We start from the raw sequence: 26276 nt of genomic DNA, 5'->3' as shown, positions 1-26276 counted from the left end.
TTGCTTACACCAAGTTCGTACGGTCATTCCACTATCTTGGCATTCCATTATTAGCTTTGACCACTGTTCCTTGCGGAACTGGATTTTTACTTGGGTTATTTCATCCATGAATAATACCTCCATCGTATAGCTTTAGAGTACTTGAAAAACTTGAAAAACTCTAACTCTAAAAACTATAAATGTTATTTTGAAGGTATTATTACATGAATCATATTAAATTGTAAGGCACCATGTTATTGAGCGGTTACTGTCCACCACTACGAATATAATCCTTATTATCATTATATTGCTTTAATGACTCTTCGATTTCTGTTGAACACTGTATAGTAGAACTCGTTTCTCCATTTCTACGAAATGACGGGATGAATGCTTGTAACAAGGCAATTGTATCATCATGACTTCTTGGCAAGCTTAAATTATCTATATTCTTCATCGTATCCTCTATTAATCGTACATTTAATCCATTCGGTTTTGCTACGAAGATGCGCTTATGGAAGGTTGCATTTACTCCTTCTTCTGCAGATAATAACTCTTCATATAGCTTTTCTCCTGGTCTCATACCCGTAATGACTATGTCAATATCCTTGTACGGTCCGAAACCTGATAACTTAATCATCGTCTTTGCTAGATCTATGATTTTCACTGGGTCACCCATATCAAGGACGAAGATTTCTCCACCTTTGGCCATTGCCCCGGCTTGGATAATAAGCTGAACAGCTTCTGGTATTGTCATGAAGTAACGAATCATCTTATCATCTGTAACAGTCACTGGACCTCCAGCGGCAATTTGTTTCTTAAACAGTGGTACAACACTACCACGGCTACCTAATACATTTCCGAAACGTACAGCTACGAAGCTAGTTTCACTTTGCTTATCCAAGTGTTGAATAACCATTTCAGCAACTCTCTTTGATGCTCCCATCACACTAGTAGGATTTACAGCCTTATCTGTAGATACGAGGACGAACCGCTTGGAACCAAACTGATGGGCTGCCTTTGCCACATGGTACGTGCCCATGACATTATTCTTAATTGCTTCTTCTGGATTCGCTTCCATAAGCGGCACATGTTTATGGGCAGCAGCATGGAATACTACGTCTGGTGTATATTGCTGGAAAGCACCCTTGATGGCTTGCCAATCCCGTACATCCTTGACGATAGGTACTAAACAGCTAGCATCAATATCAGTGGCATAATCGTTTCTCAATTCCATTTCTATCTCATATACATTGTTCTCACAGTTATCTAACAGTAATAACTTCTTTGGGTTGAACTGAATAATTTGACGGCAAAGCTCAGAACCAATGGACCCACCAGCACCAGTTACAAGAATGACTTTATTTGCAAGATAATCAGATATTCCTTCTAAGTCTACCTTTATTGGATCTCTTCCTAAGAGATCCTCGATATTCACTTCACGGATTTGATTAACAGTCACATTTCCTTCGATTAAATCATACATGCCGGGTAAAATCTTCACCTTTGCAGATGTCTGCTGACAAGCATCTACTATTTCTCGAATGTTATCTCTTTGCTCTGAAGGCATTGCAAGGATAATTTCTTCAATACGATACTTTTCAACTATTTCCTGCAATTGAGTTCGATCGCCAAGTATGGGATAGCTCAATAATTTAAGGTTTTTCTTTTTCGTGTCATCATCAATAAACCCTACTAGTGTACTGTCACCATAGTAATGGCTACGTAATTCTTTCGCTAATATCGCACCTGCATCACCAGCGCCATAGATAAGAATAGGTTTCGCTTTGAGATTACTATTATTACTTTTATGTCGGAAAGTAAAATCTCGAAAAATCCTCCACGACAGGCGAGACCCTCCTATAAGTATCATTGTTAGAATCCAAGCAATAATTAATACACTTCGAGGCAAAAGATATGCAGTGCCTGTTGAAGCAAAGAAAAAGACACCAGCGTTAACTACCATAGCAACAGTAATCGATGCAACGACACTAGTAAGCTCTCCTATGCTAGCATATTCCCACAAACGATTATATAATCCAAAAGCAAAAAAACCGATTAGGAATACTCCTGTAAAAGTTGGTGTTAGCTGTATGAAACCCGACATGAAGTTTGGTGGAATATTTCCATCAAAACGCAATAGCAGTGCGCTATAAAAAGCAAAATTTATTAGAATAGCATCTATAACGACTAGAAATGAAACTCGTAGCATCTTTCCCATAAGATAGCTTGTCTCCTCTATTAATCTTAAGAATTCATAGCAAACCCTATACCTAGCATATAAAAACGATAGCACAATATGTTATATACTAATTGTACTATCGTTGTATAAATTTTAAAAGCATATTTTCTTGGTAACATAGTATTTTATTGAATACTACGTTTAAAAGTGTCAATCACACGTTCCTGTTGCTCAGACGACATATTTGATCCTGATGGTAAACATACCCCATTTTCGAACAAGAAGTCTGACACACTCATACCATTTACTTCATGTGAGTAGTATTTTGTTCCCTTAAATAATGGCTGCAAGTGCAATGGCTTCCATACTGGTCTAGCCTCAATATTATGTTCACCCAACATACGACAAAGTTCTGCTACAGTAATATTAAGAATAGAAGCATCAAAAGTAAGAGCAGTAAGCCAGCGAGTTGATTTTCCATAAGATAGCTCAGGCATAAACGCTATACTATCAATTCCCTGTAGAGCTTCCTCGTATCTTTTAAAAATTCGTCTTCTTGCTTCTACTCGATCATCAAGTACCTTCAATTGCCCCCGACCTATACCTGCTAACACATTACTCATACGGTAATTATAGCCCATTTCACTGTGTTGGTAGTGTAGTGCTTTGTCTCGAGCCTGTGTAGCCCAAAAACGGGCCTTATCAAGGGCTTCAAGATTATTAGATACTAACATTCCACCACCAGAAGTAGTGATAATCTTATTTCCATTGAAGGAATAAATCCCGAACTCTCCAAAAGTTCCACTAGCTTTGCTAACCAATTGTCCATTATTAGAAGTGCAATAAGTTGCTCCCAATGATTCAGCTGCGTCTTCAATAATAGGTTTTCCATATTGGCTGCAAATCTTTATAATAGCGTCCATATCAGCGCTCTGTCCATAAAGATTGACTACAATTACTGCTTTAATTTTCTCTAAATACCCTAATTCAACAGCATCTATAAACGCTCTCTCTAAAGCTTGTGGTGACATATTCCAACTTTCCATATCAGAGTCAATAAATATTGGTTTTGCACCCTGATATAGTATAGGGTTTGCACTAGCTGCAAAAGTTAAGGAAGAGCATATCACATAGTCCTCGTGGCCAACATCTAGCAAATGTAGTGCCAAATGAATAGCTGCCGTTCCCGAACTTAACGCAACTGCACCTTTTACTCCAACCGTTTCCGCAAGTTCTTTTTCAAAAGCATCCACGTTAGGTCCTAACGGAGAAATCCAATTTGAATTAAATGCTTCTTTAATGTAATCCAATTCAGTTCCACTCATATGTGGTGATGAAAGATAGATTTTTTCTATGTTTCCCAATATGCTTACTCCTATTCCTTGCAATATAAGTATTTCTATTAAATAGGTTTCGCTGGCACGCCAACAACAACCAGATTAGACGGAATTGATTTCGTAACAACAGCATTAGCACCAACTACACATTCTGATCCAATTGATAATCCTTGCAAAATTGTTGACTTAGTTCCTAATTCACATGCCTTGCCAATTTCAACATTGCCGGATATATTTACATTCCAATATAATGATGTGTAGCCGCCAATTATACAATCGTGACCTACACCACATTGAGGATTAATAGAAACGTGATTCTCTAGTCTAACATTTGTAGTAATAACACTATAGGGCCCAATGATAATCCCGTGACCTAGAGTTATATTTCTCCCAAGATATGCAGTAGGATGAATAACATTAACAAAACGGAAACCCATATGCTGAAAGCTATAAATCGCTTTCTTTTTTATCTTAGGGTTACCAATAGCGCATACAATATCTATATCATTTCTTTTGATGAGATACTCATTTCCATCTCCATCATTAAGCACGATACCCAAATATTCTTTTATTTGCTCATCAATAGTCTCAGTTGTACCCCAAACAGGTACTCCCTCAATAATCCGTCCAGATAAGTCAGAGTTGTCATCAATGAAACCAATTCGGTTCCAAGTTGGTTTAACTCTGTTTATATCTCTCGCATATTCAGCTGCTTCTCTTCCAAAACCGCCTGCGCCAATAATAGCTAATGCCCTTTTCTCCATAATAAACCTCTATATAAAAGATTTTTAACCATGATTAGAAAAATGCTTAGACCCTTCAAACTTAGACATAGAAGCATGTCCTTGATGAGTAATCCCGTCTTTTTTGATAACTTTCCATACGGTCAAGCATAGAATCTTAATATCTAATATGAACGAGTAATGGTCAACATACCAAACATCAAGCTTAAATTTCTCTTCCCAACTGATGGCGTTTCGACCATTGACTTGAGCCCATCCCGTAATTCCTGGCTTCACATCATGCCGCCTTGCCTGTTCTGGTGTATATTTATCTAGATATTCCATTAGCAAGGGTCTAGGACCTACCAGACTCAACTCACCCTTTAACACGTTCCACAGTTGTGGTAGTTCGTCAAGACTTATCTTTCGAATTATCTTGCCGTATTGAGTCAAACGTTTTTCATCAGGTAATAAATTTCCTTCTGAGTCACATTCATCTGTCATCGTACGAAACTTATAAATAAAAAAGGGCTTCCCGCGTAACCCTGGTCGTTGTTGTTTAAATACTACTGGCGAGCCTATTGTAATTCGAATGATAATTGCTGTAAGAAGAATAATGGGGGCTAATACAATAAGTAAACACAGCGCTGCAATCATATCAAAAAGTCGTTTAACCATATAATCCTCCCCATTTTGAATACATATCCGAAACTCCAATAACTATTATACACGGTTTCGTATAGAAAGGGAATCAACTATAACTGGAACTGTTCACGGATATAAAAGTGTATCAACTTCAATGATTCCAAAAAAACATTTCTCGTGTCTGCTCGAGATCTCCACCAATGATTCGGTTCGAAGGAATCATAGGGAGACGGTGATGAGTAAATCTTTACGTCAATATCTTGATGCATTGAATCCTTTAATTTGATTCAACGCCTTTTCAAAGATTTTCTTGGCTCGATATGAATGATATTTTGACGTTACAATCACTACTGATATTTCATCTTGATTTCCTGCAATCTTGGATTTCAAAATATATTCACGTATTGTACGTGCTTCATCCTGGGTGCCATCAGAATTACCACATAATACCAATAGAGCATTTTCTTGAACTTCCAAATCCATTGCTAGTTGCTTAGCACGATCAGCATTTGTTGCCACAGTTAGACCACGTTCTTCAGAACTTTTTACCTGGCATATTTTCGCGAATTACCAGAATTTTTTGGCCTTTCCCATTATGGTACAAATCTGTAGCATATAATGTACGGTCCAATAAACTGCCCATCAATACAACAATGATCCGCTTGCTCATAACTATCGTCTACGACTAATAATTGACCTATGTTCATGAAGAATATACTTAAAGCAAGCAATATTATAAATCCTATTAGTATTATTATAAGTAATAACTGTCTTTTTCTACTTTTTAGTACATCAATTTGAATATTCATATTTTATCCTCTTATACAAGCTAATGACATTAACTATTTCGCTCATTATTGACCTTATAGATGGCCTGTTCATAAAAATGCAGGACTTTTCCAACTACATGTTCTTGTCTGAAATGTTGATACACACGCTCTTTCGCTTGTTCCCCTAATTTTTTTGTTGTTTCTTGATTACTATATAACGAAAGCATAGCTTGATATAACTCTTGCCAATTACCTTTTTCAAATAATAAGCCCGTTATTCCGTTCTCAATAGCATCAGAGACCCCATAGATATTAGAACCTATGGCAGGAATCCCGACTGATGCTGCTTCAATTATAACATTGCCAAAACCTTCACGATAACTTGGTAAGCACAAGACATCTGATGCATTCATATATGCTTCCGGTAGTGATGTATACTGTACATACCGAACTCGTTTCTCCCATTGACTGCATAATTGCTGCATATGAGTTAACATGTCTTCCTCATCAGGACCAACGATTAGTAAATAACTATCGTGATTCATTTCACATAGTTGATTGAAGGCTTTCGTTAATTCAATAACGCCCTTATCTCTATTCAATCTGCCAAGAAAAAGAAATACAAATGCCCCATTCGGAAGTTGGAGAGCTTCCCGAATTGCGCTCCTATAATCTGTGTTTGTTTGAAAGCGATCTATATCAATCCCTGTTACAGATCCTTTCCCTATTACACTACTTTTCCTCTGACTAACTACCCCTTGTTCAGTAATATACTCCATCTGAGAAGGGCTATCAGCAATAACATAACTTGCCGTAGAAGCAGTAATTGTATCTGCCAATTTCAGTATTATTCGTCCTACCCCAGTTCTCGTAGCCCATACTTGTCCTGTAAATGTATGAATTCTTATTGGGATTCGATTGACCCACGCAGCTATCATTGCTAACATACCTGCTTTAGGTGTATAGGAGTGTACTATATCAAACCGCTTTTTTTTAAATATAGTTATCATTTGAAATAACGCTTTGACGTCATCTACTAGAGAAATCCTTCGCTGAATTGCAACAGTAATAATACTAGTTTCCATATTATATTGATCTAGGAAGTCAGGTTTAGCATTAACAATCACTGTGACATCATAGTGATTCATGGTTTCTTTGATTTGATATAACAAAAATGCTTTTATTGTCATTTCTGAAGAGGCAACAATACAGACCTTTTTCCTCATTCTCATCTCACCTACAATGCTACCATTTTATAATAACCCTTCATCCATATATTTCTGACACAAGACTGCTACCCACTGTTCGACTTCAAAATCCGGCTGATAACTTGTCATGCTAAGTAGTTTATTGGAAGAAAAGTTTCGTTGGTTCGTTAAAGCAAACAGTCTCGAAAATGTTAAAGGAGATTTTTTTCTCAACAGAAGAGAAAATCCTTGAATCAAACTAGTGAGAACAAAGCCTATCCAAAAAGGAATTGCCATAGTTCTATTGTGAATACAAAATTGTTGATTAACTATTGCACAGAACCTTTTAAAAGATATTGGACTGTTAATAATGTACACTTCACCATTCGGAAGATTTGTGAATGCGATTATCTCTAGAGCCCTAACCACTTCTCGGATAGGTATAATATTATAAGTCCCATTACCAATATTTATATACTTTCTACTTTTTATTGATTTCAGCAAGTGAAGAAAGGAATCCTTATGAGGATCTCTACCTACCCCTACTATAATTGTAGGTCTTAATATCCTTGCGTTTAGCCCTTTTTCAACATACGATTGTACAATTTCCTCAGCCTCATACTTGGATTTCTCATATGCATTATTAGGTGAACATGGCGTTCGTTCATCAATATCAGTATGATCTGTATCACTTCCTACAACCCCCGCACTTGACACGTGTATCATAATGCTATCGTTGTCAAGACAAGCCTTTGCCACATGCTCTGTTGCTGTAACATTTCCTAATCGCAGAGACTTATCGTCTTTATCAATAACTCCTGCACAATGAAATACAATTTGAATATCTTTAGGAAGTGAGAAATTGCTTGATATGTCGATTTGTAACGTTTCAACTCCACTTGAATTATTGAGAGATGGGAACAATTCGAGAACATCTTCACGCCTCCGTCGAGATATTGCTAAGACGTGATGACCTTTCTCTACTAACGACTCTACTAAATGTTTCCCAAGAAAACCAGTAGCACCTGTCACTGCAACTTTCATCGTTTGCCCCACCACATTTCGATTGCATCTATTCTGCTCCTCTTATCTTCCTTGATGTAAGTAGCGCCATAGCCACGGCACATACGCTAGCACGTATATTATGAAGTATCGAACGCTACTGCCTTTGTATTTTGATAACGCTAATCTCGCTTCTTTATAATGATTTATACTTATTAGGTAACGAGCTTTGTAATATTCAATCTTCGCCCGTGCAGCCCTTTGTTGTTGCTCAGTACTATACACCAATGCACCCATTTCTTCAAGCTGTTGATATGTTATCTCTGACTCAACACACCAGCGGCTAATTAACTTATGGGTTAATGAATTTTTACTTTTTCTATATTGCACCAAAGATTCCGATAAACAAATGGCTGGGCCATTTGCCAATACTTTCATCATTAAGTTATAATCAGGAGAATATTGAAGCTGCAAATCAAAATATGGCTTGTCAATCTTAGATAGTGCGATTCTTTTTATCATAGCTGTCTGGAAATTTATTTCGTAATTCGCAAGATTAACGCCAAACAGTTGTCCAACCCGATGTTTAAATCGTTTCTTCTTAAAAACAACTCCATCCTCATCAATAAAATCATAGGATGAGTAGCACAGCGTTGCTTCTTGATAGTGTTGAAAAGCTTCGAGTTGTCTTTCTAGCTTATCTGCCATCCAGATGTCATCAGTATCTAAGAAACATATAAAATCCCTTTTGCAAAACTGGATTCCATAATCTCTTGCTGCCCCTAATGCCATATGCTCCGGTGTTTGGATAAGAGATACTCTATCTTTGTTACCCTTCTCTTTTCTCAAATAACTGTCTAAAATTTCTATGCTTTTATCAGTAGAATGATTGTCTATAAATATCAGTTCCCAGTCTTCATAGGTTTGGCTAAATAAGCTATCTAAGGTATGAGCGAGATACTTTTCACTATTATAACAATTCATAAGTATAGAGACACTCATAGTCGTTCACCCAATTGCCAAATGAATGGTATATTTTCTGTGTCGATTGGTAATCCCTCTGCTTCATCAGGATCATGAATTATAGAAGCACAATTGGCCACCATTCCAAAAGGATTTGATAACCCTTGGAATGCAACCCAAACCATTGGAGGTATCGTAAGTAAGCTATAGTTATCTTCACCAAGCTCTATTTCTAAAATCTTACCTTTTGTACTACTAGTGTCTCGCGAATCATACAATACAAATTTCACACTGCCTATAGGAACTGCCAAATTCAGTACCATTTCTCTGTGCCGTTTCCAGCCCTTCACTACTCCGTAATTCACTATAGAAAAATATATTTCCCCAAAACCAACAAAAGTATCGTCAGATTTGCGCATCATACGCATGACCATACCTCGTTGATCGACAATTCGTTTTAACGGTGTTATCTGAACACCTTTCATCATGACATCACTTCCATATATTTTTCGATTTGAGAAATAGAAACTTTTGTTGCATCCATACCTTCTGTAATCGCTTTGTACCATAATGTCGTCTCTTTAACAGTAGTAGCAAAATCCCATTTCGCTGACCATCCCAACAGTTGTCTAGCCTTCTCCGAATATAACTGTAATAATGTCGCTTCATGATATCGCTGCTGATTCGTATCAATTTCTAACATTCCTGAGCCCCAGTACATAATAATTTCCTCAACTAGTGATTGTACTGTATAGACTGATTCACTATTCGGTCCGAAATTATAACTTCCAGAATATGTTGTTGGTCTTTCGTATAGCTTTTTTGCAAGCACTAAGTATCCTGACAACGGTTCCAAAACATGCTGCCATGGTCGTGTCGCCATCGGGCTACGGAGCGTTACCGGGATATTCTCTGTAATCGCACGAATAGTATCTGGCACAATACGATCCTGTGACCAGTCTCCCCCACCAATCACATTTCCTGCCCTTGTACTAGCAAGCCCTAATGTATCTCGCTTCGATAGAAACGAATCCTTATATGAGGCAAAAACCAGCTCTGCTGCTGCCTTTGATGCGCTATATGGATCACTGCCCCCTAACTCGTCGTTCTCTCTGTAACCCCATACCCATTCTTTATTTTTGTAACACTTATCAGAAGTGATATAGACCAAAGACCTTACACTTTGGCAGTTCTTCACAGCTTCTAACACTGATATCGAACCCATAACATTCGTTTCAAACGTCAATCGTGGTTCTTGATAAGAACGCTTTACAATAGGCTGTGCAGCAAGATGAAACACAATTTCTGGTAAAAACCCATTAAAGACGGATTCTAGCTGATCGACGTCTCTGATGTCACCTTCTACATGTCGGATATTTTTACCTAGGTTTAATAAACAGAAATGGTCATTATTCCGTTCTGGTGGCAATGCATACCCCAATACCTCTGCACCCATAGTATGAAGCCACAATGCTAACCATGATCCTTTGAAACCTGTATGCCCAGTAACTAGGACTTTTTTATTCTTGTAAAAACCAGAGATATCAGTTAACATTTGTTATCTTGACTCCTTTCCAACAAATCAAATATAGCATGTATTTCATCCTGAATCGTACGGGTTGTTTCCCAACCGAGCCTACGTAGTTTATTAGAATCAACATATAATTTTTTTTGTTGTTCTTCTGTAATGTATACTTCGGGCATATCTAATGAAAATTTTTTTTGATATCGTTTCTCATAGATATTTTTTACAATTGAAGCTAATTCCCTAATTTGTAATGACTCCTGTGAACTTACGTTAAATACCTGTGTAAGAGAGGCTAGTCTTTTGTTAGTTCGTATACAATGTTCTATAGCTTTCACCACGTCAATGATTGAAATAAAATCTCTTTGCTGTATTCCTGTGGATTTCAATTTAATCTCTCCGCTTTTATAGGCGCTTCTACAAAAATCGTTGACTACTAAGTACCACCGGTCAACGTTATTCGGTGCCCCTATGCCATTAGTCAATCGCAAAGAAATAGCGTCTAGTGATGTTCCAATCGAATATTGGTTCACATACATTTCACCCACAAAATGTGTTAGCGCATAGTCGGAGATTGGATTAGCCTTGGTATCCTCAGTAATATACCCTTCTTGCTGACCATATACATGAAAAGTAGATAAATATATAAACCGTTTAACCCCAAATCTCTTTGCACTTTCTAATAGCAATTTCGTTCCATAACCATTAGCTAACAACGTTTCCTTTGGATAACTATGGATTTTTCGCTCGTCAAATGTTGCAGTATGCACAACACAGTCAATATCTTCACATAAATGATAGATACTATTATCAACTAATAGATCCATTTCACGAATTTCATACTGAGGATCTCGATAAAATTCCTTATTCCTACTTGTTATTGCAACAGAATAACCTTGAGAATCAAGGTGCTTCGCAAGTTCACTTCCGATATATCCCGTTCCACCAGTAACCAGTATTTTCTTCATTGGTTTTAATCCCATAACTTCCATTTTGCGTTGTTAGATTGCCATAATTTCTCTAAATAACCTCGATCCCTAACAGTATCCATACATTGCCAAAAACCATCATGCTTATATGCTCGCAACTGATCCTCTTCAGCTACGGCCTGTAAAGGTCCAAATTCGAAGTCGCAGTCCTCATGTTCTATTACATAATCCATGATTTTCTTGTCAAATACAAAAAAACCACCATTAATATACCCCTCTGAAAGCTGAGGCTTTTCTTCAAAGGATTTGACAACATCCCCATGCAAATCAATCATCCCAAAACGCGAAGGTGGCCTAACCGCTGTCAATGTCGCTAGCTTGCCATGATTCTTGTGAAATTCTAGTAGTTCTGAAATATTGACATTAGATACTCCATCACCATAAGTTAGGAAGAAGGTATCACTATTAATATATTTCTCTAGACGCTTAATACGCCCACCTTTTAAAGTCTCTAGACCTGTGTCAATACAGGTTATATTCCATTCTGCATGTTCACCATCATTATGAAAGCATATATCACCATCGGGCTTCATTGATAAAGTGAAATCACAAGAACTTACACGATAATTGAAGAAATAGTTTTTAATATAATCAGATTTATATCCAAGAGCTAGTATAAAGTCATTGTATCCATAGGAAGAGTAGATTTTCATGATATGCCATAGAATTGGCTTGCCACCAATTTCAACCATGGGCTTAGGTCGCTCAACTGTTTCCTCGCTTAATCTGGACCCTTTACCACCACATAAAATAACTACTGGTATACTCATAGTAATAGCCTCACTTTTCTCCATTTTTACCATCAGAATCCGTAAAACCAAAGGCATTTCTTACTTTTGTTTGGCAATACTCTTCAAAATAATTCTTGCGAATCTGTTCAGCAGTGGAAATATATTCATTTATCTGCTCTTCATCCATATTGTAAAAATGTAAGAGAGCTGTTCGTAACTCCTCTACAGAATAACATAATCTCCATATGGTTTGCGGGATATCTTCCGGGATAAATAAAAATGTAAGGCCTCTATTATTCCCAACCACTATTGTCGGAATTCCCTTTGCAATCGATTCAAGGCAAGTACTGGAACTACTCGATATTAATACACTAGCCTGTTCTACAACTGTATTAAAAGCCCCATCGACAAACTCAAACCCAACTGGGAACCCTTTACGAAATTGTTGCTGATATACATTGATTAGTCTTGAGGTATTGTGTGTGGGGTGTGGTTTAACCATAACTTTCATCGGCCCATTTAGATTATCCAGAGCACTTGTTAGTAGGTCTATTATTTCTGCAGCTTCTTGGTATAATATAGGAAGTGCCATTACTATAGTAAAAATTTTTTTTCTTTGATATTTATATTGATTAAATACACCCAAATGTCTAATGGAAGATATTGTTTTTACTTCAATTGAATTGCAGAATTGTTTTGCTCCTTTTACAAATCCTTCACCCATAACATATATAGTAGTAGGTATCACCTTAGTTTTATGTTCTTGCTCCGTCAGATAGCAACACAAATAATTGTCCGGATGCGGAAATAGTTGTAACCCTGAGACTTCTACATTTGGGTAAAATTCTCGAAAACCTTTATTAAAACCATGATCTATTACCTGGTTCTCAAACCAATCGATAACTTTTTTTACTTTTATGCCATTCTCTTTTATTCGTTTCACGAATAAGTAGTCCAATATTGATATCATGGCAGAATAAGAGAATCTATTAACATTAATTTCATCGTTTAACAGAGGGCGGATATCATAACCATGGAAGAACACAGGTTTATCATAGCGATACTTCATAACTCTTTTATAGAAACGGAATGCTTTGATATAATCCGTTATCTTTAAGTAATGTTCTTTAATGATTATGTTATCTGTTGTTTCCAAAGAGCGAAATAAACTCCAATAGTTCCTAATACCAAAATAGTTAGGTAGGTAGTATATAGATTTCAATTTTTCATCAGTAAAGTAATTTTTAAGATCACCATAGTACCTATTAAAAATATCTTCTTTTTGAAAACTGCCTTCCATTAAAAACGTATCTACTATTGTAATCATTTCTGTATTGATAAGTTTTCTTTTTACCTTTTTATTGCATAATTTAGAAAATAAGTATCTTGCAGTTAGATGAAAGGTACATGACAATGCTCGTTTTGTGGAATCGATTAGGCCAATCTTTTTTGAAACTACTACTATTTGTACATTAAGATCTTTAAAATATTTCCCCAATACAATGGACAAAGCTTGATTATCCACCAACACACTACTATAAGGAAAATCTTTATCAAGACCTCTTATATAAATTAAAATGCAACAGTTTTTAAATAGTTGGCTAACTTGGGTGTTTCGACTTACAAATTCTAGTCCCCACCAATCTAAGTCGTTTTCCTTTCCCATACCGAGCGACTCTATTAGGAGTACATACTCTGCCCTAATTTGACAAGCTATATCATCGATATCCTTACTAACGTTTGGATTCATCGTTACAAGATTTAAGGTTTTATTTTCACTTATGATTGTCGTCAACTATATCATCTTCTCTTCAAATTGATATCAATATCTTCTAAACATTCTAATAGGCCTTGTCCTATATCTGTATAACAATTTCCTAACAATTTTTGCCCAATCTTTGGCGAATAAGAATAAGGAGTATAACTGTAATGATCACCACCAAGGTTGTCTGTATTTGAGAAATTAAGTTCAACGTCATCATTTAATATCTCTTTTATAATCATCATCATTTCTTTAACTTTCATGTGATTATGCCCTGTTAAGATAATATGACGGTTATTGAATTGGTCGTCTAAGATGTCGACGCTAAGGTTAGCTGCATCTTTCACATGAATATATTCTCGCATTTCTTCTGGATTATTACATACAAGTTTTTTCTCTAATAGTGCTTGTTGCAAATACTTATATATGGAGTTACGTTCATCAGCACGCGTGCCGTACAACGTTCCATATCTAAGTACAGTATAATTCAAATTATATTTTCTATTAAATTCCTCTATATATAGTTCAGATGCCTGTTTACTGCATCGATAGAACCCTCCCTTTTGGCTATATACGTAAATGGAGCTAGCATAGACAAATCGTTTCACTTGATGGAATACACTAGCTTCCATAATGTGAACATTCCCCATTATATTTAGTTCAACGGTTTTAATCGGTTCTGTCGTTGCATCATCAAGACTGGCTAGCCCAGCAAAATTATATACATAATCAAAACCCTTTATAGCCTCGATTACTTGAGCTCGGTCGAGGATATTCCCAATTATCATTGTTTGATCTGCTCGCAAAAAAGGAGATGCTTGCAAATCAAAAATTGCAACTTGATAACCTCGGTCACTTAAAGCATCGGCCACATGGCTTCCTAAAAAACCTGATCCTCCGAAAACAATAACATTCAACTCATTCACCTACTGTCTAAGACTTTTAAACCCTCTGAAAAGCTTTCGAAATCTTTAACTTTATAATCTATATCATGAAACAGTTCATGATTGTTACCATCTAATCTGGCAATGAATCGAATACCAGTCTTATCAGCAGCTAGTTTATCACTGATAGCATCTCCAATAAAAACAACTTCATGATTAGAGTAGTTATTATTTAACATTATATCTCTAACTATATCTTCTTTGACTCTAGGCGAGCCATATACTCCATGAAAATAGCAATCAACTTCTCTTTCCTTTACAATAAAACGAAGTTCTTCCTCAGGAGTACCAGATGCTATATAATATTTATATTTCTTGCTTTGCAAAAATTCTTTAACACCCTTTACAAATGGTGCCATTAATATTTTATCTAAAGCGATTTTTGAAAACTTTTCACTTAGCTCATCTTTCTTTTCCTTTGTTAATTCTTGATGCAATATATTATCATAAAAATATTGAAACTTTACAAACCTAGAAATCCCCATATTTGTCTTGTGATAGTCGATTACCGACTCTACTAGTTCCTGTGAATGTTCTTTAAATAATTCTCGAAAAGCTTCTGTTTTAATATCTGACGTCTCAAGTATAACGCCATCAAAATCGAAAATAATAGCTTTTATCACTTAATCACTCTCACTAAAATACAATTTAGAATATATATCACTTAACTCTTTAAACATTTGCTCACCTACTGGTGAATCATCCTCAGCTAATTTAATTAACGGAAAGTATTCTTCAGGCATTCGTGCATATAATGCAAATGTTTTAATTAGTCCGTCTATTTCACTCTTTGTAAAACCAGGCATGTCCAGCGACGAACCTTTGGTAATAATATGCAACGATTTATCAGGTGCGATATACCCTTTTTCGACACATTCTTCATACAAAGGCGTTCCACGGAAAGGAGTAAAGGCATACGCATTAGATGTGTCGAACTTAATTTGTCTATTTAAACGAATTGTGTCAAATGCTAAATCCCTATTCTCACCTGGAAAACCAATAATATTATTTACTGAAACTGGAATGCCAACTTGATCTAATATATCAAATGCTTTTACAATAACTTCATTGCTTACTTTTTTATTTAATATCTTCCTTCTAAACTCTTCATTCCCATGTTCCAATCCTATAGACATTCTATAGCAACCTATATCTTTCAATCTTGTCATTCTTTCTAAGGTAACCATTTCCGGCCTGTTTTGACACCAAAAAGGAAGCTTATATTGACTGTACATTTCACAAAACTCATTAAACTCTCGGTCATTTAAACACAATAAAGTATCACTTAAAAAATAGATGTATTCAGCATTGTATTTTTCTATTAGGTATTTAATCTCTCTATTTATAGTATCTATACTTTTCTTTCTAAAAAAATTAGTGTGCCCAGACTTTATATATTGCTGTTTTTGTGAAGGAGAATTACAATATGTGCAACCATATGGACACCCACGACTTGTTTCTATGGGAAATAGCCTCCAGACTTTTCCCGCCATCGGCCTGTAAAACCTTGCCTCATCAAAAATATCATAATTCGGTAAAGGCAGTTTGTTTAAATCAACCAATGGTCTTAACTTGTTTTTCACAATTGTCCCATCTTTTTTTATCCATAAATTCTCAATATTCGTTAAATCTTTTTGCTGTGCTATTCTTTCTACGAGTTCCAATAATACTTTCTCGCCTTCACCTACACAAACAGCATCTATAAAGTCATACGCTAATAACACCTTAGGGGCAAACGTTGCAAATACCCCACCAACTAGAATAAATGTGTTATTTTTATTAACTACTTTTAATAGATCTATACCTAGTGATATGGTTACCTCATTCGCTGATAAAGCGATTAAATCAGGCTGATAATCATCTACCATCTTTTTGAAATCATCGAATACATTATTATTGATTAATCTTATACCCCTATCAGAGAAATCAAAAGGCCTTACTTGTAAATTTTTTTCCTTTATCTTGTCTGAGTTATTCTCATCTTGGCTATATAATGTTGTGTCAAAAATCTTTATTTCAACATTATTTATATCTTTCAATAATGCATAAAAGATAGCTAGAGAAACAGGTGGGGGATTTTGTAGTGTTGCGTTAGGATATACAAATAATACTTTCATTCTATCATCTCCAAAAATGATATTATAACCAATCGCCACCACTAATAGTAATTACTTCACCAGTGATAAATCTTGCACCGTCTGATAAAAGAAATATAATAGTACTAGCAACCTCCGAACTCTTTCCTGCTCTTTTAAGAGGTATCATATCAATTCTTTTCTTTAGTTCTTCATCGTTGCGATTCAATACATCCCTATGAAACTTTGTATCAATAAAACCTGGTGCTACAGCATTAACTAAAATGTTATATTTTGCACAGTCTTTGGCAAGTCCTTTAGTCAATCGGTCAATACCAGCCTTTGAAATGCCATAAAACAACGAATTACTTCCACCACCAAATTTCGCACCTGCATTACTCATTAGTACTATACTACCACCATTAAGTTTCATATATTGAATTGATCTCTTAGCTAGAAAAAAAGGAACAACTAAGTTTATTTGCAAATCCTGAAATACATCTTCTTCCGTAAGTGACTCCCAATGAACCGGATTCGTTACATTGCCACACAATTGTATCATGCAGTCAATTCCACCTGCAGCATTGACAAACTCATCGACTAATTGTTGGCACGATTTTTCAGTGTTTAAAGTCTTCTGAAAAATAGAACACTTATCATTCTCTTCATAGTTAGCAATACTATTATAATTGGAACTATAATGAAGCCCTATGTGCATATCGTCATAATTTAACAGGTGCTCAATCAATGGCTTTGCAATATCGCTACTTGCTCCAACGATAAGTATTTTATTCCTCATTTATACATCCCCAACCTCTTACAATTCTTCCCAATCCATGTATTTATTTGATTCACTGAGATTTTTCTTTAATAGTACCCCATAAAAACCTTCAAAATCCTTCTGTTTCCAGATGTTCGACATTATATTTTTAATTAAAAGCTTTTTGGGATACTGCAAATATATTTCTTTAAAAACAACTTCCCATCCTGAGTGCAAGAACAATAAGTTCCAATCATTTGGACTAAGTTCGAATATATGCTCTGTTTCAGCATATGTACTGTTATCTCGATTTTTGTTTCTTAATGAATGGAGCCCTATTCTACTATGTTTTACATACGGAACAGTTATTAAAATATATTCTCCTTCACCTTTTACTGCTAATCTTCTTAGAAATAGCGCAGGATTATGAAGATGCTCTAACATTTCAAATGATGTGTACATTATGATATCTGTATTATCTAAAGTAAGTTCTTCAGCCCTTACTAGTAATGCTGGAAGTCCTTTATTTTTTATTTTTTCAACAGCAATAGGATCTAAGTTTACACTTAATGTTTGAATTTTATATTCATCTTTTAATAAGTTTCTTAAGTAAATCATGTGGTTTCCTGAAGAATCACCTATATCTACTACAGTTCCTGAATTTTGTTTAGTGGTACGCGTAATGAGCTTAATAGCATCAAACATCATTTTGCATTGAAACGAATGTTGAGCCCTTATTTTTAATTCTATAAAGGAGTCGTAATCTACATTTTCTCTCGTGTATTGATTTGATAAATCAGGTACTATCTCTTTAATTTTATCATAATACCCTTGTAAGTTTTGTTCTTTTATAGCCGTTTGTATTGACCATTTAGCTATCTTCTTTTTTATCGTCATCGGAGTCTCTCCTTATTCCATAGACTGTAACAGGGGCACTGTCGATACAGTCTATCATAAATGGTGCAACCAAAACTTCTACTAGCTTGTAATTATCTAAAGGAATGAACATATCCTCAAGTAATAATATTGGTTCTCCATGTTCATCAGGATTGAGGAAAGCGCAGTGAGCTTGTCTTCCAATGTCACGGTGCATGTAAGAAGATACTGAGATCCAGTCCATTCCTAAGCATCGAACATTCGGATAATCCGTTCTAAGCCATGTTGCAACCTCTGGCAATATGCCTGGATTACAGTTGCTATATGATAGTTCTCCTCTTTTTTTCGACCAACCTGATCTTAATAATAATATCTCTATGTCAGCTTTAACTTCATGTTCTATTTCAATTTTTGACAACAATTGTCCTTCTTCTAATGCCACATCTATAATTTGCACGTTTTTAAAATGCCAATAAGCCGGTTCATACTCAGCAATTTTTCTACCGCCTTCAAAAAAATGTGCAGGGGCATCAACATGGGTTCCTATATGGTTCTCGATAACAATCGAGTATGAGTTACAACTATCGCCTTTTGGAATGCTTTTCGTTTGTTTCCAATCCAAAGTTTTTGTTGGATTGCCATATGCCGGATTAACCATTGATATAGGATGTGATAATAAGATAATCATAGATTTATTAAACCTTTACATAAATTATGCACAGCTTCTATTTCCATTGCTACTCTGCTCTCTCTAGCGTAGGAACCAATATGCGGGGTGACAATAATATTAGGTAATTCTATTAGTTTTCCATTATAGGGTTCCTCCGCAAAAACATCTAAAGCAGCACTAAAGTATTGATTATTTATAAGAGTAGCATACAAGGCTTCCTCATCAATTAATTCCCCACGTGCTGTGTTAATAATCATGGCATCCCTTTTCATTTTTTTTAACTCTTTTTCGCCTAATAAATATTCACCCGTTTTAGATGCATTGCAATGAAGAGTAATAATATCTGCCCACTCTAATAATTCATCTAACGACATATAACTAATTGGGGCCTTATTATGAGTAAATAAATCATAATAAGCAACTTCCGCTTCAAAAGCCAATAATAGTTCAGCGACTTTTTTCCCTATACGTCCATATCCGATGATACCTACACGTTTACCTTGTAGTAGCCGACCCATGTGTTTCAGCCAATTACTATTTTTAACATTAGAATTTGATATTGAAATATTTCTTAATAAATCCAACATTAGTCCAATAGTTAATTCTGCCACTGGTAGAGTTGGTGCATCAGGTGTATTACATACAATAATGCCTTTTTCATTAGCTGCACTAATATCAACATTATCCATTCCCGTTCCACAACGTGATAGGACTTTCAGTTTTGGAAGTTTTTCTAAAACATCGCCAGAGTAATTTTCAGTTCCCGCTATAATACCTGTTGCATCTTGCGCAAAATCTATTAGTTCATCCTTTGTAAGTTTTCTTCCATAAGGATTTAGTTCAACTTGATCATAAGTCTCTTTTAAGATGTTTAACGGCTGTTTATCGTATTCTGCAAAGCTGGAGGTAGTAATTACTATTTTATTCTTCATATAGTACCACCTAACTTAGTTAATTGTGCCGTTCTCCATGGGCATTCATTACATGCGTGAACACAATGCGATAGTCCGTTCTTGTGCTTATCCCTAATTTCATTCATAGTTGTTCCGTTCCAATTACCATAAATTGTTTGATTCGCAACATTACCTAATTTAATCCGATTATGGTCATCATTGTTACACATGAAGATAGTCCCATCCCAACCGATTGTCATTCGTTGCCATAATTGAGGACAAGCCCAGTCCTTAGCCACTTTACCTGGCTTAACTTGATTCTCATCTTTATAGTCAATGGCAGCTACTTCATCACCAAATGATTCCCAGTACGTTTTATATTCTTCCATATCAATTCCAGGAAGTAGCACAGTCTGAATGCGTATTTTGGGGTATTCTGAGTTTCTTTCTTTTCTTTTTGCTAGTAATTTTACTAAGTTTTCTTTAATCTTGTCAAAACTAGCCCCTACTCTCGCTTCTTCAAATGCGATAGGATCTGTTCCTTCAACCGATACAGAAATTCGATTAATCCCAGAGTCAATGAGCCTATCTATCGTATAATCGGATAAAGGCATACCGTTTGTGTTGAAATAAATATCTATAACACCACTTTCTTTGGCATAGGTAATCATATCAAATATCTTAGGATGTAATAATGGCTCTCCCCGATAGCTTAACTTGATACTATATAAGCCAAACTGTTTTGCTTCGTCAATAATGTTCTTATAAAGCCCAAAGTCCATTCGTCCAAAGCCGTCCTTTTCAATATTAGACTGCTTGTCACAAAAAGTACACCGCAAGTTACACAAATTGGTGGATTCTATATCTAGGTGCAACGGAAATTTTTCTAGAATCATTTGTTTTGGATTATCAATCCATTTTCTTCTGTATTCAAGGTATTTGGGAGACATATTATCATGGACTGATGTATTCGATAATGAATGAAAATTAGCATTGGGTTTAATATTAGTAGACATGATTTAACTACTCCTTACTTGTCATACGGTGTTTTTGTTTCTGTAAATCCATGTTTTTTTAACCAAAACTCAACGCCAGGAATTTGCCATTCGTAATCCACATCACAACCACCCCATTGCTTTAATGGGTATATTTTATGCCCCATCCATTTTTGAGGTAATAACCCATCTTCTATATTCACTAAACAATGTGGACGGATAATTGATACGCCCATGTCTGCAAACCAGACATCACCTTGAGAATCCCGATCACAATTTAACGTTCTAGGATCACCGAAAGTTTCAAATGGAACAAAAGGTTGAAGTAACCCCTCTTCGTTTTCTTTACGGGCACGAAGCGGACTCCACATATTATATCTTGATACACTGACAGCAGAATCGACTTCAGGACGTTTTTTAAGAATCTCAATTCCTTCATCTATTAAATCAGCTGTAATTGTTGCTGCATTGCATAAAAGTAAAACTATAAATTCAATATTTTCGCCCTTATTCTTAATTTCCTCATATGCATGAACGAATACATCTTCACCTAGTGCTGAATTCGTACATAGGTAATCAGGACGGTCTATGATAGAAGCTCCATAAGCTTGTCCTATTTCTTTAATCTTTAGAGAGTCGGTAGTTATCACGATTTCGTCAATATGCTTAGAATGTTTTGCAGCTAGTAAAGGGTATTCGAGTAATGAACGATTTAAAATTGTATACAGATTCTTCCCGGGAAAACCACTACTTCCCTCTCTCCCCATCATGATTGCAACTATCATAGTATCCCACCTTTATTAATTATCTAGATTCTCATTTAGAAAATCTATAATCCTATTACTTGCTTGGCCGTCCATAGCACCCATATATTTAGGTGCCTGTTCAGCCAAAAACTTATCAACAAAACGATTTAAAGCTTCTGGATTGTTCATATTTTCATTAATTACTTTAATCAATTCTTCTCCTGTACTTACTCGCAACACATCAATACCATTCACACCATTTAACGGTGGAAGTAGTGCGTCGCAAGGTGAACCTTCAGGTTCCATAAAAATTACTGGCACTCCAGCAGCTAGTGACTCATAATAGCATGTAGATACATTAGTAATTAAAAGGTCAATCTCAGATATATAACCACTAAATATCCCTTTATCTACATAATTAATTTTTTCTATATCTACATCAAAAAAATTAAATAAATACTTATGGTACTCTTTGTTCTCAAAATGAGGTTTATAATAGACGTCTATTCCATTATCTAAAAGAGTGTCAAAAGTAGAAAAAATTTCTTTATAGTATTTTTCTTGATAAGCAAATCTATCTAATCTCGTATAAAAATTATCTTGAAATGTTAAGAACATAACTTTACTAATTTTATTAATTTTTCTTCTGCCAACTTGGTGATAAAAGTCCATAATTGGGGTGCCTAATATTCTAGTTTCAGTCCCCAAATATGGATACGGATTAAACGAACCCGGTAAAATATAATAATTTGGCGTTCTCTTATCACCAATCTTTTGCGCATTTCGATAATTTGCTATTCCATGCTCAACAAATATTGTAGATACGTTTAGATTTTTACATACTTGGATTGTAATGTGATTTTTTTCATCGAATGTATCTATGACCATAAATTTCGCTATGTTATTAGCCATAATAACTTCTTTTAGTTGTTTCTTAAATAGTATAAAACCTGGTATCCTTTCTCTTATAAGGTTTTTTATAATTGGATTATATATGAAATTGTAATCTATACCATTGTACGAAAAGTTAGAATCTATTCCATCAACCTTTTGAATAAGACCATTAATAAAATCCATATCACTCGTAGTAATTTTCTGATTTACATGGTTAATATCTACATATTTTATTCCTGTAAAAAACTTCTTATAATCTTTCAAAACGCTTTTCGGTATCCTTGGAATTACTAAATTGCTTGTCTTATAATTCAAAAGATTGTTGGAATTAAAGTATGCTGTAAGATAAATCCTCTTCTTCGATTTATTAAAACCATTTATTATATTAGCTAAAATATTTAAAAACATGCAAATCACAGCATATATCTTTGACAGAGTTTTTTTTGATGTATCCACATGAAGATCAGCAATATTGGCTGATGGAATCATAGATATAGGATTAATAAAATTAAATTTCTTGTTAAAATGTAATGCCATTTTCTCAACTAGACTATTTTTATCGAAAAATCTTTCATTCCCATTAACAAAGTAAAAATAATTCGCCTGCTTAGAAAAATCGGAATTTATTACACTTATAGTTGGGTACCATTCCATAGCTTTGCGTATTGCTTCCCCATATTTCACCAATATGCTAGCTAAATATGATCTTGAAAAAGTAATTTCTACAATCTCCCCATAGGAAATTCCATCATATTCAGTAAAATCGATACCATTCTCCTTATACCAATTCATAGCAAATGTATCTGTTATAGAATGAAGCGCTTCATAATCATCGTTAGTAAATAAGTCTTCTATAAAATGATAATTTATTATTAAAGGATCTTGTTGGCATCTTAAATATACTAAATAATTAAAACAGACAATTATATCCTCATTAGAATTAAAATTGTCAGATTTTGATATGACTGATATAGTAGTATCATTTTCAATTAAAAATAGATTCATTACTCTACCTCATGCGTTATTTTGACGGATTACTATTCTAGTACTGGATTTGATTTGTCTGGGACTAAATCTAATTCGTTTAACCGTTTTAAAAATTCCATAAGTTTATAATCACTATATTTCCTTGATGCTAATTGTACACCAAATGGCATCTTGTTCGGAGATAAGAATACCGGGGCACTAATGACTGGTAGATGCGCCAATGTCCAAATCAACCCATTGTCTGGTTTTTCTACTTCTTCTCTCGCAGGAGCAGACCCAGCAGTACTTAATGAGATAATAACGTCATATTCACACAGTAATTCATCCATGTCATTTTGTATTAAAACTTGTTGTTCTAGTGCAGCCAAATATTTCTCAGTTGTAATTTTAGTTCCTTCGCCCATGATGTTTCTCATAATATCAGAAATTTGGCTTTCTTTATATTCTTCTTTGAAATAGTAAGATAAGCTTCTATGATAAATGTCAGAATGAGTTTGATGAGCTATAAAAGTGCTTTTAGGCAATTCCACTTCTTCAACATAGAACTCAGAAGCACTGGCTTCAAGTTTTTGCACCCACTCATTTATAGAATTCTTAGCATACTCCTCCGCGTAATCCCATACATAACCTTTAACAAAACCTATTTTCCAAGGTCTTTTTATAGGAGGCAGTTGTCTATTTTCATCTGTGAAAGCTTCCTGACAAATCGGATAGTTCTCACCACGCACTCTTAATACGTCAAAAATATGTCGAATATCTTGTAAATGAATTGTAAAGTACCCTATACTATCTAGTGTATCTGCGGTCTTTAATACACCTGTTCTTGGTATGGTACCAAAAGAAGGTTTACATCCATAAACACCACAAAAACTGGCGGGCCGAACAATGGATGCAGCTGTTTGCGAACCCAGAGCAACAGGAACAACTCCTAATGCAACAAGTGCAGCCGAACCACTTGATGAAGTTCCTGGAGTTTTATCTTCATTATGAGGATTCACCGTGCTATTAAGTGCATGTACTGCAAACTCCGCAGTATCAGTTTTTCCAGCTATAATTCCACCAGCATTTTTGATATTATATACTATACGCGCATCATTACCAGGAGTAAATCCTTTCCATAAAGGACTTCCCATTTGCGTTGGATAATCTATAGTATTGAATATATCTTTTACTCCAATTGGAATGCCAAACAAACTGTGTTTTTTTTCTATTAAGTTATATTTGTCCTGCACATAATATGCTTGTTTCATTATTATGTCTTGGTCATAATAGGCCCACGCTTTGTTAGCGTAATTCGACACATTATTTCTGTTTATACATATATCTACTATGTCTAGAACCGTAAGTTCTTTATTCTTTAATAAGGCAAGTAACTCTAATATACTATGGTCAGCAAAACTCTTCATTTCGTTTCCCCCAAATTTAATACTATATCGGTAATTATTTAGTAGGGTTTAGTTTCTCAATAATTTGTTCTGGATAAGGCATAATTTTCTCTTGGTTTTTATGGAGTTTCTCTTTAATTGGCATATCTATATCTCGCAGTTTTTGCAAACGATGGATGCTCATTATTTCATGAAAGTCATCTTCTGACATGCCTGTAATCTTAAGAAAATAGTCTAGCGCTTCCGGTCTTTCCGGGTCATGTTTCTCAATAAGTTCGAACCCTTCTTCCCTAGTTAGCAAGCCATTCCGAACGTCAACACAAGCTTGAAATGTTGCTCGGCCAAACCCACGCTTCAGATAGCAGGTAAAATCGTGCATTCCTGCCATAATACATTCCGCACTTTTGTATCGCTTGTATGTCCCTTCCATCTGCGTTTCACGCCAGCCGTAATGTTCCTTAACGAATTCCGTTTGCCTTTCATCATCCCAGAAAATAAAATCACCTAAATGAATGCCAAATACTCCTGCCTTTTCGCATTCTTCTTCTGTGGGAACTTCAAAAAGATGTAGATCTTTAGCAGATAATTCTTCAGATTCCATTTTATCTGGTTTTATTTTGGCTGACACCTTAGTGAAATACTCCCTGTCGAATTTATGAACAGGATTATAATATGAAGCACGTCCACTTGCTTCTGCTATGGATTCTCCCCATATCAATAGTGGGATGTTAAACTTAGCTGCTATATGCAAAGGAAATGAACCTACTCCCGCATGGCAGTGCCAACATGTATCACCAATCTTTTCAAGTGATTGCTTTGCTAATTTGTTTACCAAAGACCTGTTAGGTGTATACATTATATGATCCAAATTGAATTTCTCTAAAGAATTTTGTAAATTGTACCAACCAGTTTCGCTATACCAATTATGATTAAATGTTACGGCTAATGGTTTCATACCGTATATTTTAGTTAATACATGTAGTTGAAACGTACTATCTTTCCCACCACTAATCGGTATGATGCAGTCGTAATTATTACCCGCTTTTTCCTTTGCTTCATTAAGGATTTTTTGTAACTTTCTTTCCCGTTCTACCCAATTAATATGCATTTTTTGTTCGGAAGACTGACAACTTTGACAGATTCCTACTTCATCATATACGATATCTTCTTCTGTTTCTGGCATACAGCAACGAGTGCAATACTTTATGTTTGAAAATAGTGGTTTTCTTTTTTGAACCACGTTTATCTCTCCAATCATCT

25 protein-coding genes are annotated in these 26276 nt (G+C 35.3%); all 25 read right to left on the bottom strand.

Annotated elements, in window-relative coordinates; all coding sequences use genetic code 11:
- Positions 1 to 244: 244 nt before the first annotated feature.
- Complete coding sequence (locus BHU72_RS09280) at positions 245 to 2197, bottom strand: polysaccharide biosynthesis protein (RefSeq protein ID WP_069702343.1); 1953 nt, start codon at positions 2195 to 2197, stop codon at positions 245 to 247.
- A gap of 146 nt (positions 2198 to 2343) precedes the next feature.
- Positions 2344 to 3522, bottom strand: coding sequence for a DegT/DnrJ/EryC1/StrS family aminotransferase (locus tag BHU72_RS09275; protein WP_301553519.1), 1179 nt, complete (start codon positions 3520 to 3522; stop codon positions 2344 to 2346).
- Positions 3523 to 3560: 38 nt separating this feature from the next.
- Complete coding sequence (locus BHU72_RS09270) at positions 3561 to 4259, bottom strand: acetyltransferase (RefSeq protein WP_069702342.1); 699 nt, start codon at positions 4257 to 4259, stop codon at positions 3561 to 3563.
- A gap of 24 nt (positions 4260 to 4283) precedes the next feature.
- Positions 4284 to 4895, bottom strand: a complete 612-nt coding sequence (locus BHU72_RS09265) for a sugar transferase (protein ID WP_069702341.1) — start codon at positions 4893 to 4895, stop codon at positions 4284 to 4286.
- Positions 4896 to 5114: 219 nt separating this feature from the next.
- On the bottom strand, positions 5115 to 5381 hold the full coding sequence (locus BHU72_RS09260; protein WP_069702340.1) for an ElyC/SanA/YdcF family protein: 267 nt from the start codon (positions 5379 to 5381) through the stop codon (positions 5115 to 5117).
- A 319-nt stretch (positions 5382 to 5700) separates the two neighbouring features.
- Positions 5701 to 6858: a glycosyltransferase family 4 protein gene (locus BHU72_RS09250; protein ID WP_176720452.1), complete on the bottom strand. Its 1158-nt coding sequence runs from the start codon at positions 6856 to 6858 to the stop codon at positions 5701 to 5703.
- A 27-nt stretch (positions 6859 to 6885) separates the two neighbouring features.
- Positions 6886 to 7863 (bottom strand): NAD-dependent epimerase/dehydratase family protein, encoded by a 978-nt coding sequence (locus BHU72_RS09245; protein WP_069702337.1) that lies wholly within the window; start codon positions 7861 to 7863, stop codon positions 6886 to 6888.
- 42 nt (positions 7864 to 7905) lie between these two features.
- Complete coding sequence (locus tag BHU72_RS09240; protein WP_069702336.1) at positions 7906 to 8823, bottom strand: glycosyltransferase family 2 protein; 918 nt, start codon at positions 8821 to 8823, stop codon at positions 7906 to 7908.
- Positions 8820 to 9272, bottom strand: coding sequence for a dTDP-4-dehydrorhamnose 3,5-epimerase family protein (locus tag BHU72_RS09235; RefSeq protein ID WP_069702335.1), 453 nt, complete (start codon positions 9270 to 9272; stop codon positions 8820 to 8822). The genes BHU72_RS09240 and BHU72_RS09235 overlap by 4 nt, the downstream gene beginning before the upstream one ends.
- On the bottom strand, positions 9269 to 10339 hold the full coding sequence (gene rfbG, locus BHU72_RS09230; protein ID WP_069702334.1) for a CDP-glucose 4,6-dehydratase: 1071 nt from the start codon (positions 10337 to 10339) through the stop codon (positions 9269 to 9271). Before rfbG ends, BHU72_RS09235 begins: the two co-directional genes overlap by 4 nt.
- The gene (locus BHU72_RS09225; RefSeq protein ID WP_083248361.1) at positions 10333 to 11301 is read right to left on the bottom strand and encodes an NAD-dependent epimerase/dehydratase family protein; all 969 of its coding nucleotides are present in this window, start codon (positions 11299 to 11301) and stop codon (positions 10333 to 10335) included. Before BHU72_RS09225 ends, rfbG begins: the two co-directional genes overlap by 7 nt.
- On the bottom strand, positions 11283 to 12092 hold the full coding sequence (gene rfbF / locus BHU72_RS09220) for a glucose-1-phosphate cytidylyltransferase (protein WP_301553518.1): 810 nt from the start codon (positions 12090 to 12092) through the stop codon (positions 11283 to 11285). The genes BHU72_RS09225 and rfbF overlap by 19 nt, the downstream gene beginning before the upstream one ends.
- Entirely contained in the window at positions 12079 to 13824 is a 1746-nt protein-coding gene (locus BHU72_RS09215; protein WP_069702332.1) for a hypothetical protein, read from the bottom strand. Before BHU72_RS09215 ends, rfbF begins: the two co-directional genes overlap by 14 nt.
- A gap of 5 nt (positions 13825 to 13829) precedes the next feature.
- Positions 13830 to 14717, bottom strand: coding sequence for an NAD-dependent epimerase/dehydratase family protein (locus BHU72_RS09210; RefSeq protein WP_254006241.1), 888 nt, complete (start codon positions 14715 to 14717; stop codon positions 13830 to 13832).
- Entirely contained in the window at positions 14714 to 15358 is a 645-nt protein-coding gene (locus BHU72_RS09205) for an HAD family hydrolase (protein WP_069702330.1), read from the bottom strand. The genes BHU72_RS09210 and BHU72_RS09205 overlap by 4 nt, the downstream gene beginning before the upstream one ends.
- A complete protein-coding gene (locus tag BHU72_RS09200; RefSeq protein WP_069702329.1) occupies positions 15359 to 16852 on the bottom strand; it encodes a B12-binding domain-containing radical SAM protein in 1494 nt (497 codons plus the stop codon).
- A 22-nt stretch (positions 16853 to 16874) separates the two neighbouring features.
- Entirely contained in the window at positions 16875 to 17609 is a 735-nt protein-coding gene (locus BHU72_RS09195) for an SDR family NAD(P)-dependent oxidoreductase (RefSeq protein ID WP_069702328.1), read from the bottom strand.
- 18 nt (positions 17610 to 17627) lie between these two features.
- Positions 17628 to 18467, bottom strand: coding sequence for a class I SAM-dependent methyltransferase (locus BHU72_RS09190; RefSeq protein ID WP_069702327.1), 840 nt, complete (start codon positions 18465 to 18467; stop codon positions 17628 to 17630).
- Complete coding sequence (locus BHU72_RS09185) at positions 18442 to 19134, bottom strand: cyclase family protein (RefSeq protein ID WP_069702326.1); 693 nt, start codon at positions 19132 to 19134, stop codon at positions 18442 to 18444. The genes BHU72_RS09190 and BHU72_RS09185 overlap by 26 nt, the downstream gene beginning before the upstream one ends.
- Positions 19131 to 20048, bottom strand: coding sequence for a phosphoglycerate dehydrogenase (locus BHU72_RS09180; protein ID WP_069702325.1), 918 nt, complete (start codon positions 20046 to 20048; stop codon positions 19131 to 19133). Before BHU72_RS09180 ends, BHU72_RS09185 begins: the two co-directional genes overlap by 4 nt.
- A complete protein-coding gene (locus BHU72_RS09175; protein WP_069702324.1) occupies positions 20045 to 21025 on the bottom strand; it encodes a radical SAM/SPASM domain-containing protein in 981 nt (326 codons plus the stop codon). Before BHU72_RS09175 ends, BHU72_RS09180 begins: the two co-directional genes overlap by 4 nt.
- 14 nt (positions 21026 to 21039) lie before the next feature.
- A complete protein-coding gene (locus BHU72_RS09170; RefSeq protein ID WP_069702323.1) occupies positions 21040 to 21789 on the bottom strand; it encodes an acylneuraminate cytidylyltransferase family protein in 750 nt (249 codons plus the stop codon).
- A 15-nt stretch (positions 21790 to 21804) separates the two neighbouring features.
- Entirely contained in the window at positions 21805 to 23649 is a 1845-nt protein-coding gene (locus tag BHU72_RS09165) for a CDP-glycerol glycerophosphotransferase family protein (RefSeq protein ID WP_069702322.1), read from the bottom strand.
- 32 nt (positions 23650 to 23681) lie between these two features.
- Positions 23682 to 25037 (bottom strand): amidase, encoded by a 1356-nt coding sequence (locus BHU72_RS09160; RefSeq protein ID WP_069702321.1) that lies wholly within the window; start codon positions 25035 to 25037, stop codon positions 23682 to 23684.
- Between the two features lie 34 nt (positions 25038 to 25071).
- Positions 25072 to 26274, bottom strand: a complete 1203-nt coding sequence (locus tag BHU72_RS09155) for an N-acetyl sugar amidotransferase (protein WP_083248360.1) — start codon at positions 26272 to 26274, stop codon at positions 25072 to 25074.
- Between the last annotated feature and the right edge of the window lie 2 nt (positions 26275 to 26276).

This window comes from Desulfuribacillus stibiiarsenatis, assembly GCF_001742305.1.
Lineage (GTDB): Bacteria > Bacillota > Bacilli > Desulfuribacillales > Desulfuribacillaceae > Desulfuribacillus_A > Desulfuribacillus_A stibiiarsenatis.
This window is presented reverse-complemented; position numbering and strand designations above follow the sequence as displayed.

Bases quoted from the DNA above. Each gene is read 5' to 3' on its own strand.
- BHU72_RS09280 (WP_069702343.1), bottom strand. From the start codon at position 2,197: ATGGGAAAGATGCTACGAGTTTCATTTCTAGTCGTTATAGATGCTATT.
- BHU72_RS09270 (WP_069702342.1), bottom strand. From the start codon at position 4,259: ATGGAGAAAAGGGCATTAGCTATTATTGGCGCAGGCGGTTTTGGAAGA.
- BHU72_RS09265 (WP_069702341.1), bottom strand. From the start codon at position 4,895: ATGGTTAAACGACTTTTTGATATGATTGCAGCGCTGTGTTTACTTATT.
- BHU72_RS09250 (WP_176720452.1), bottom strand. From the start codon at position 6,858: ATGAGGAAAAAGGTCTGTATTGTTGCCTCTTCAGAAATGACAATAAAA.
- BHU72_RS09245 (WP_069702337.1), bottom strand. From the start codon at position 7,863: ATGAAAGTTGCAGTGACAGGTGCTACTGGTTTTCTTGGGAAACATTTA.
- BHU72_RS09240 (WP_069702336.1), bottom strand. From the start codon at position 8,823: ATGAGTGTCTCTATACTTATGAATTGTTATAATAGTGAAAAGTATCTC.
- BHU72_RS09235 (WP_069702335.1), bottom strand. From the start codon at position 9,272: ATGATGAAAGGTGTTCAGATAACACCGTTAAAACGAATTGTCGATCAA.
- rfbG (WP_069702334.1), bottom strand. From the start codon at position 10,339: ATGTTAACTGATATCTCTGGTTTTTACAAGAATAAAAAAGTCCTAGTT.
- BHU72_RS09225 (WP_083248361.1), bottom strand. From the start codon at position 11,301: ATGGAAGTTATGGGATTAAAACCAATGAAGAAAATACTGGTTACTGGT.
- rfbF (WP_301553518.1), bottom strand. From the start codon at position 12,092: ATGGAGAAAAGTGAGGCTATTACTATGAGTATACCAGTAGTTATTTTA.
- BHU72_RS09200 (WP_069702329.1), bottom strand. From the start codon at position 16,852: ATGAAAGTATTATTTGTATATCCTAACGCAACACTACAAAATCCCCCA.
- BHU72_RS09195 (WP_069702328.1), bottom strand. From the start codon at position 17,609: ATGAGGAATAAAATACTTATCGTTGGAGCAAGTAGCGATATTGCAAAG.
- BHU72_RS09190 (WP_069702327.1), bottom strand. From the start codon at position 18,467: ATGACGATAAAAAAGAAGATAGCTAAATGGTCAATACAAACGGCTATA.
- BHU72_RS09185 (WP_069702326.1), bottom strand. From the start codon at position 19,134: ATGATTATCTTATTATCACATCCTATATCAATGGTTAATCCGGCATAT.
- BHU72_RS09180 (WP_069702325.1), bottom strand. From the start codon at position 20,048: ATGAAGAATAAAATAGTAATTACTACCTCCAGCTTTGCAGAATACGAT.
- BHU72_RS09175 (WP_069702324.1), bottom strand. From the start codon at position 21,025: ATGTCTACTAATATTAAACCCAATGCTAATTTTCATTCATTATCGAAT.
- BHU72_RS09170 (WP_069702323.1), bottom strand. From the start codon at position 21,789: ATGATAGTTGCAATCATGATGGGGAGAGAGGGAAGTAGTGGTTTTCCC.
- BHU72_RS09165 (WP_069702322.1), bottom strand. From the start codon at position 23,649: ATGAATCTATTTTTAATTGAAAATGATACTACTATATCAGTCATATCA.
- BHU72_RS09160 (WP_069702321.1), bottom strand. From the start codon at position 25,037: ATGAAGAGTTTTGCTGACCATAGTATATTAGAGTTACTTGCCTTATTA.
- BHU72_RS09155 (WP_083248360.1), bottom strand. From the start codon at position 26,274: ATGATTGGAGAGATAAACGTGGTTCAAAAAAGAAAACCACTATTTTCA.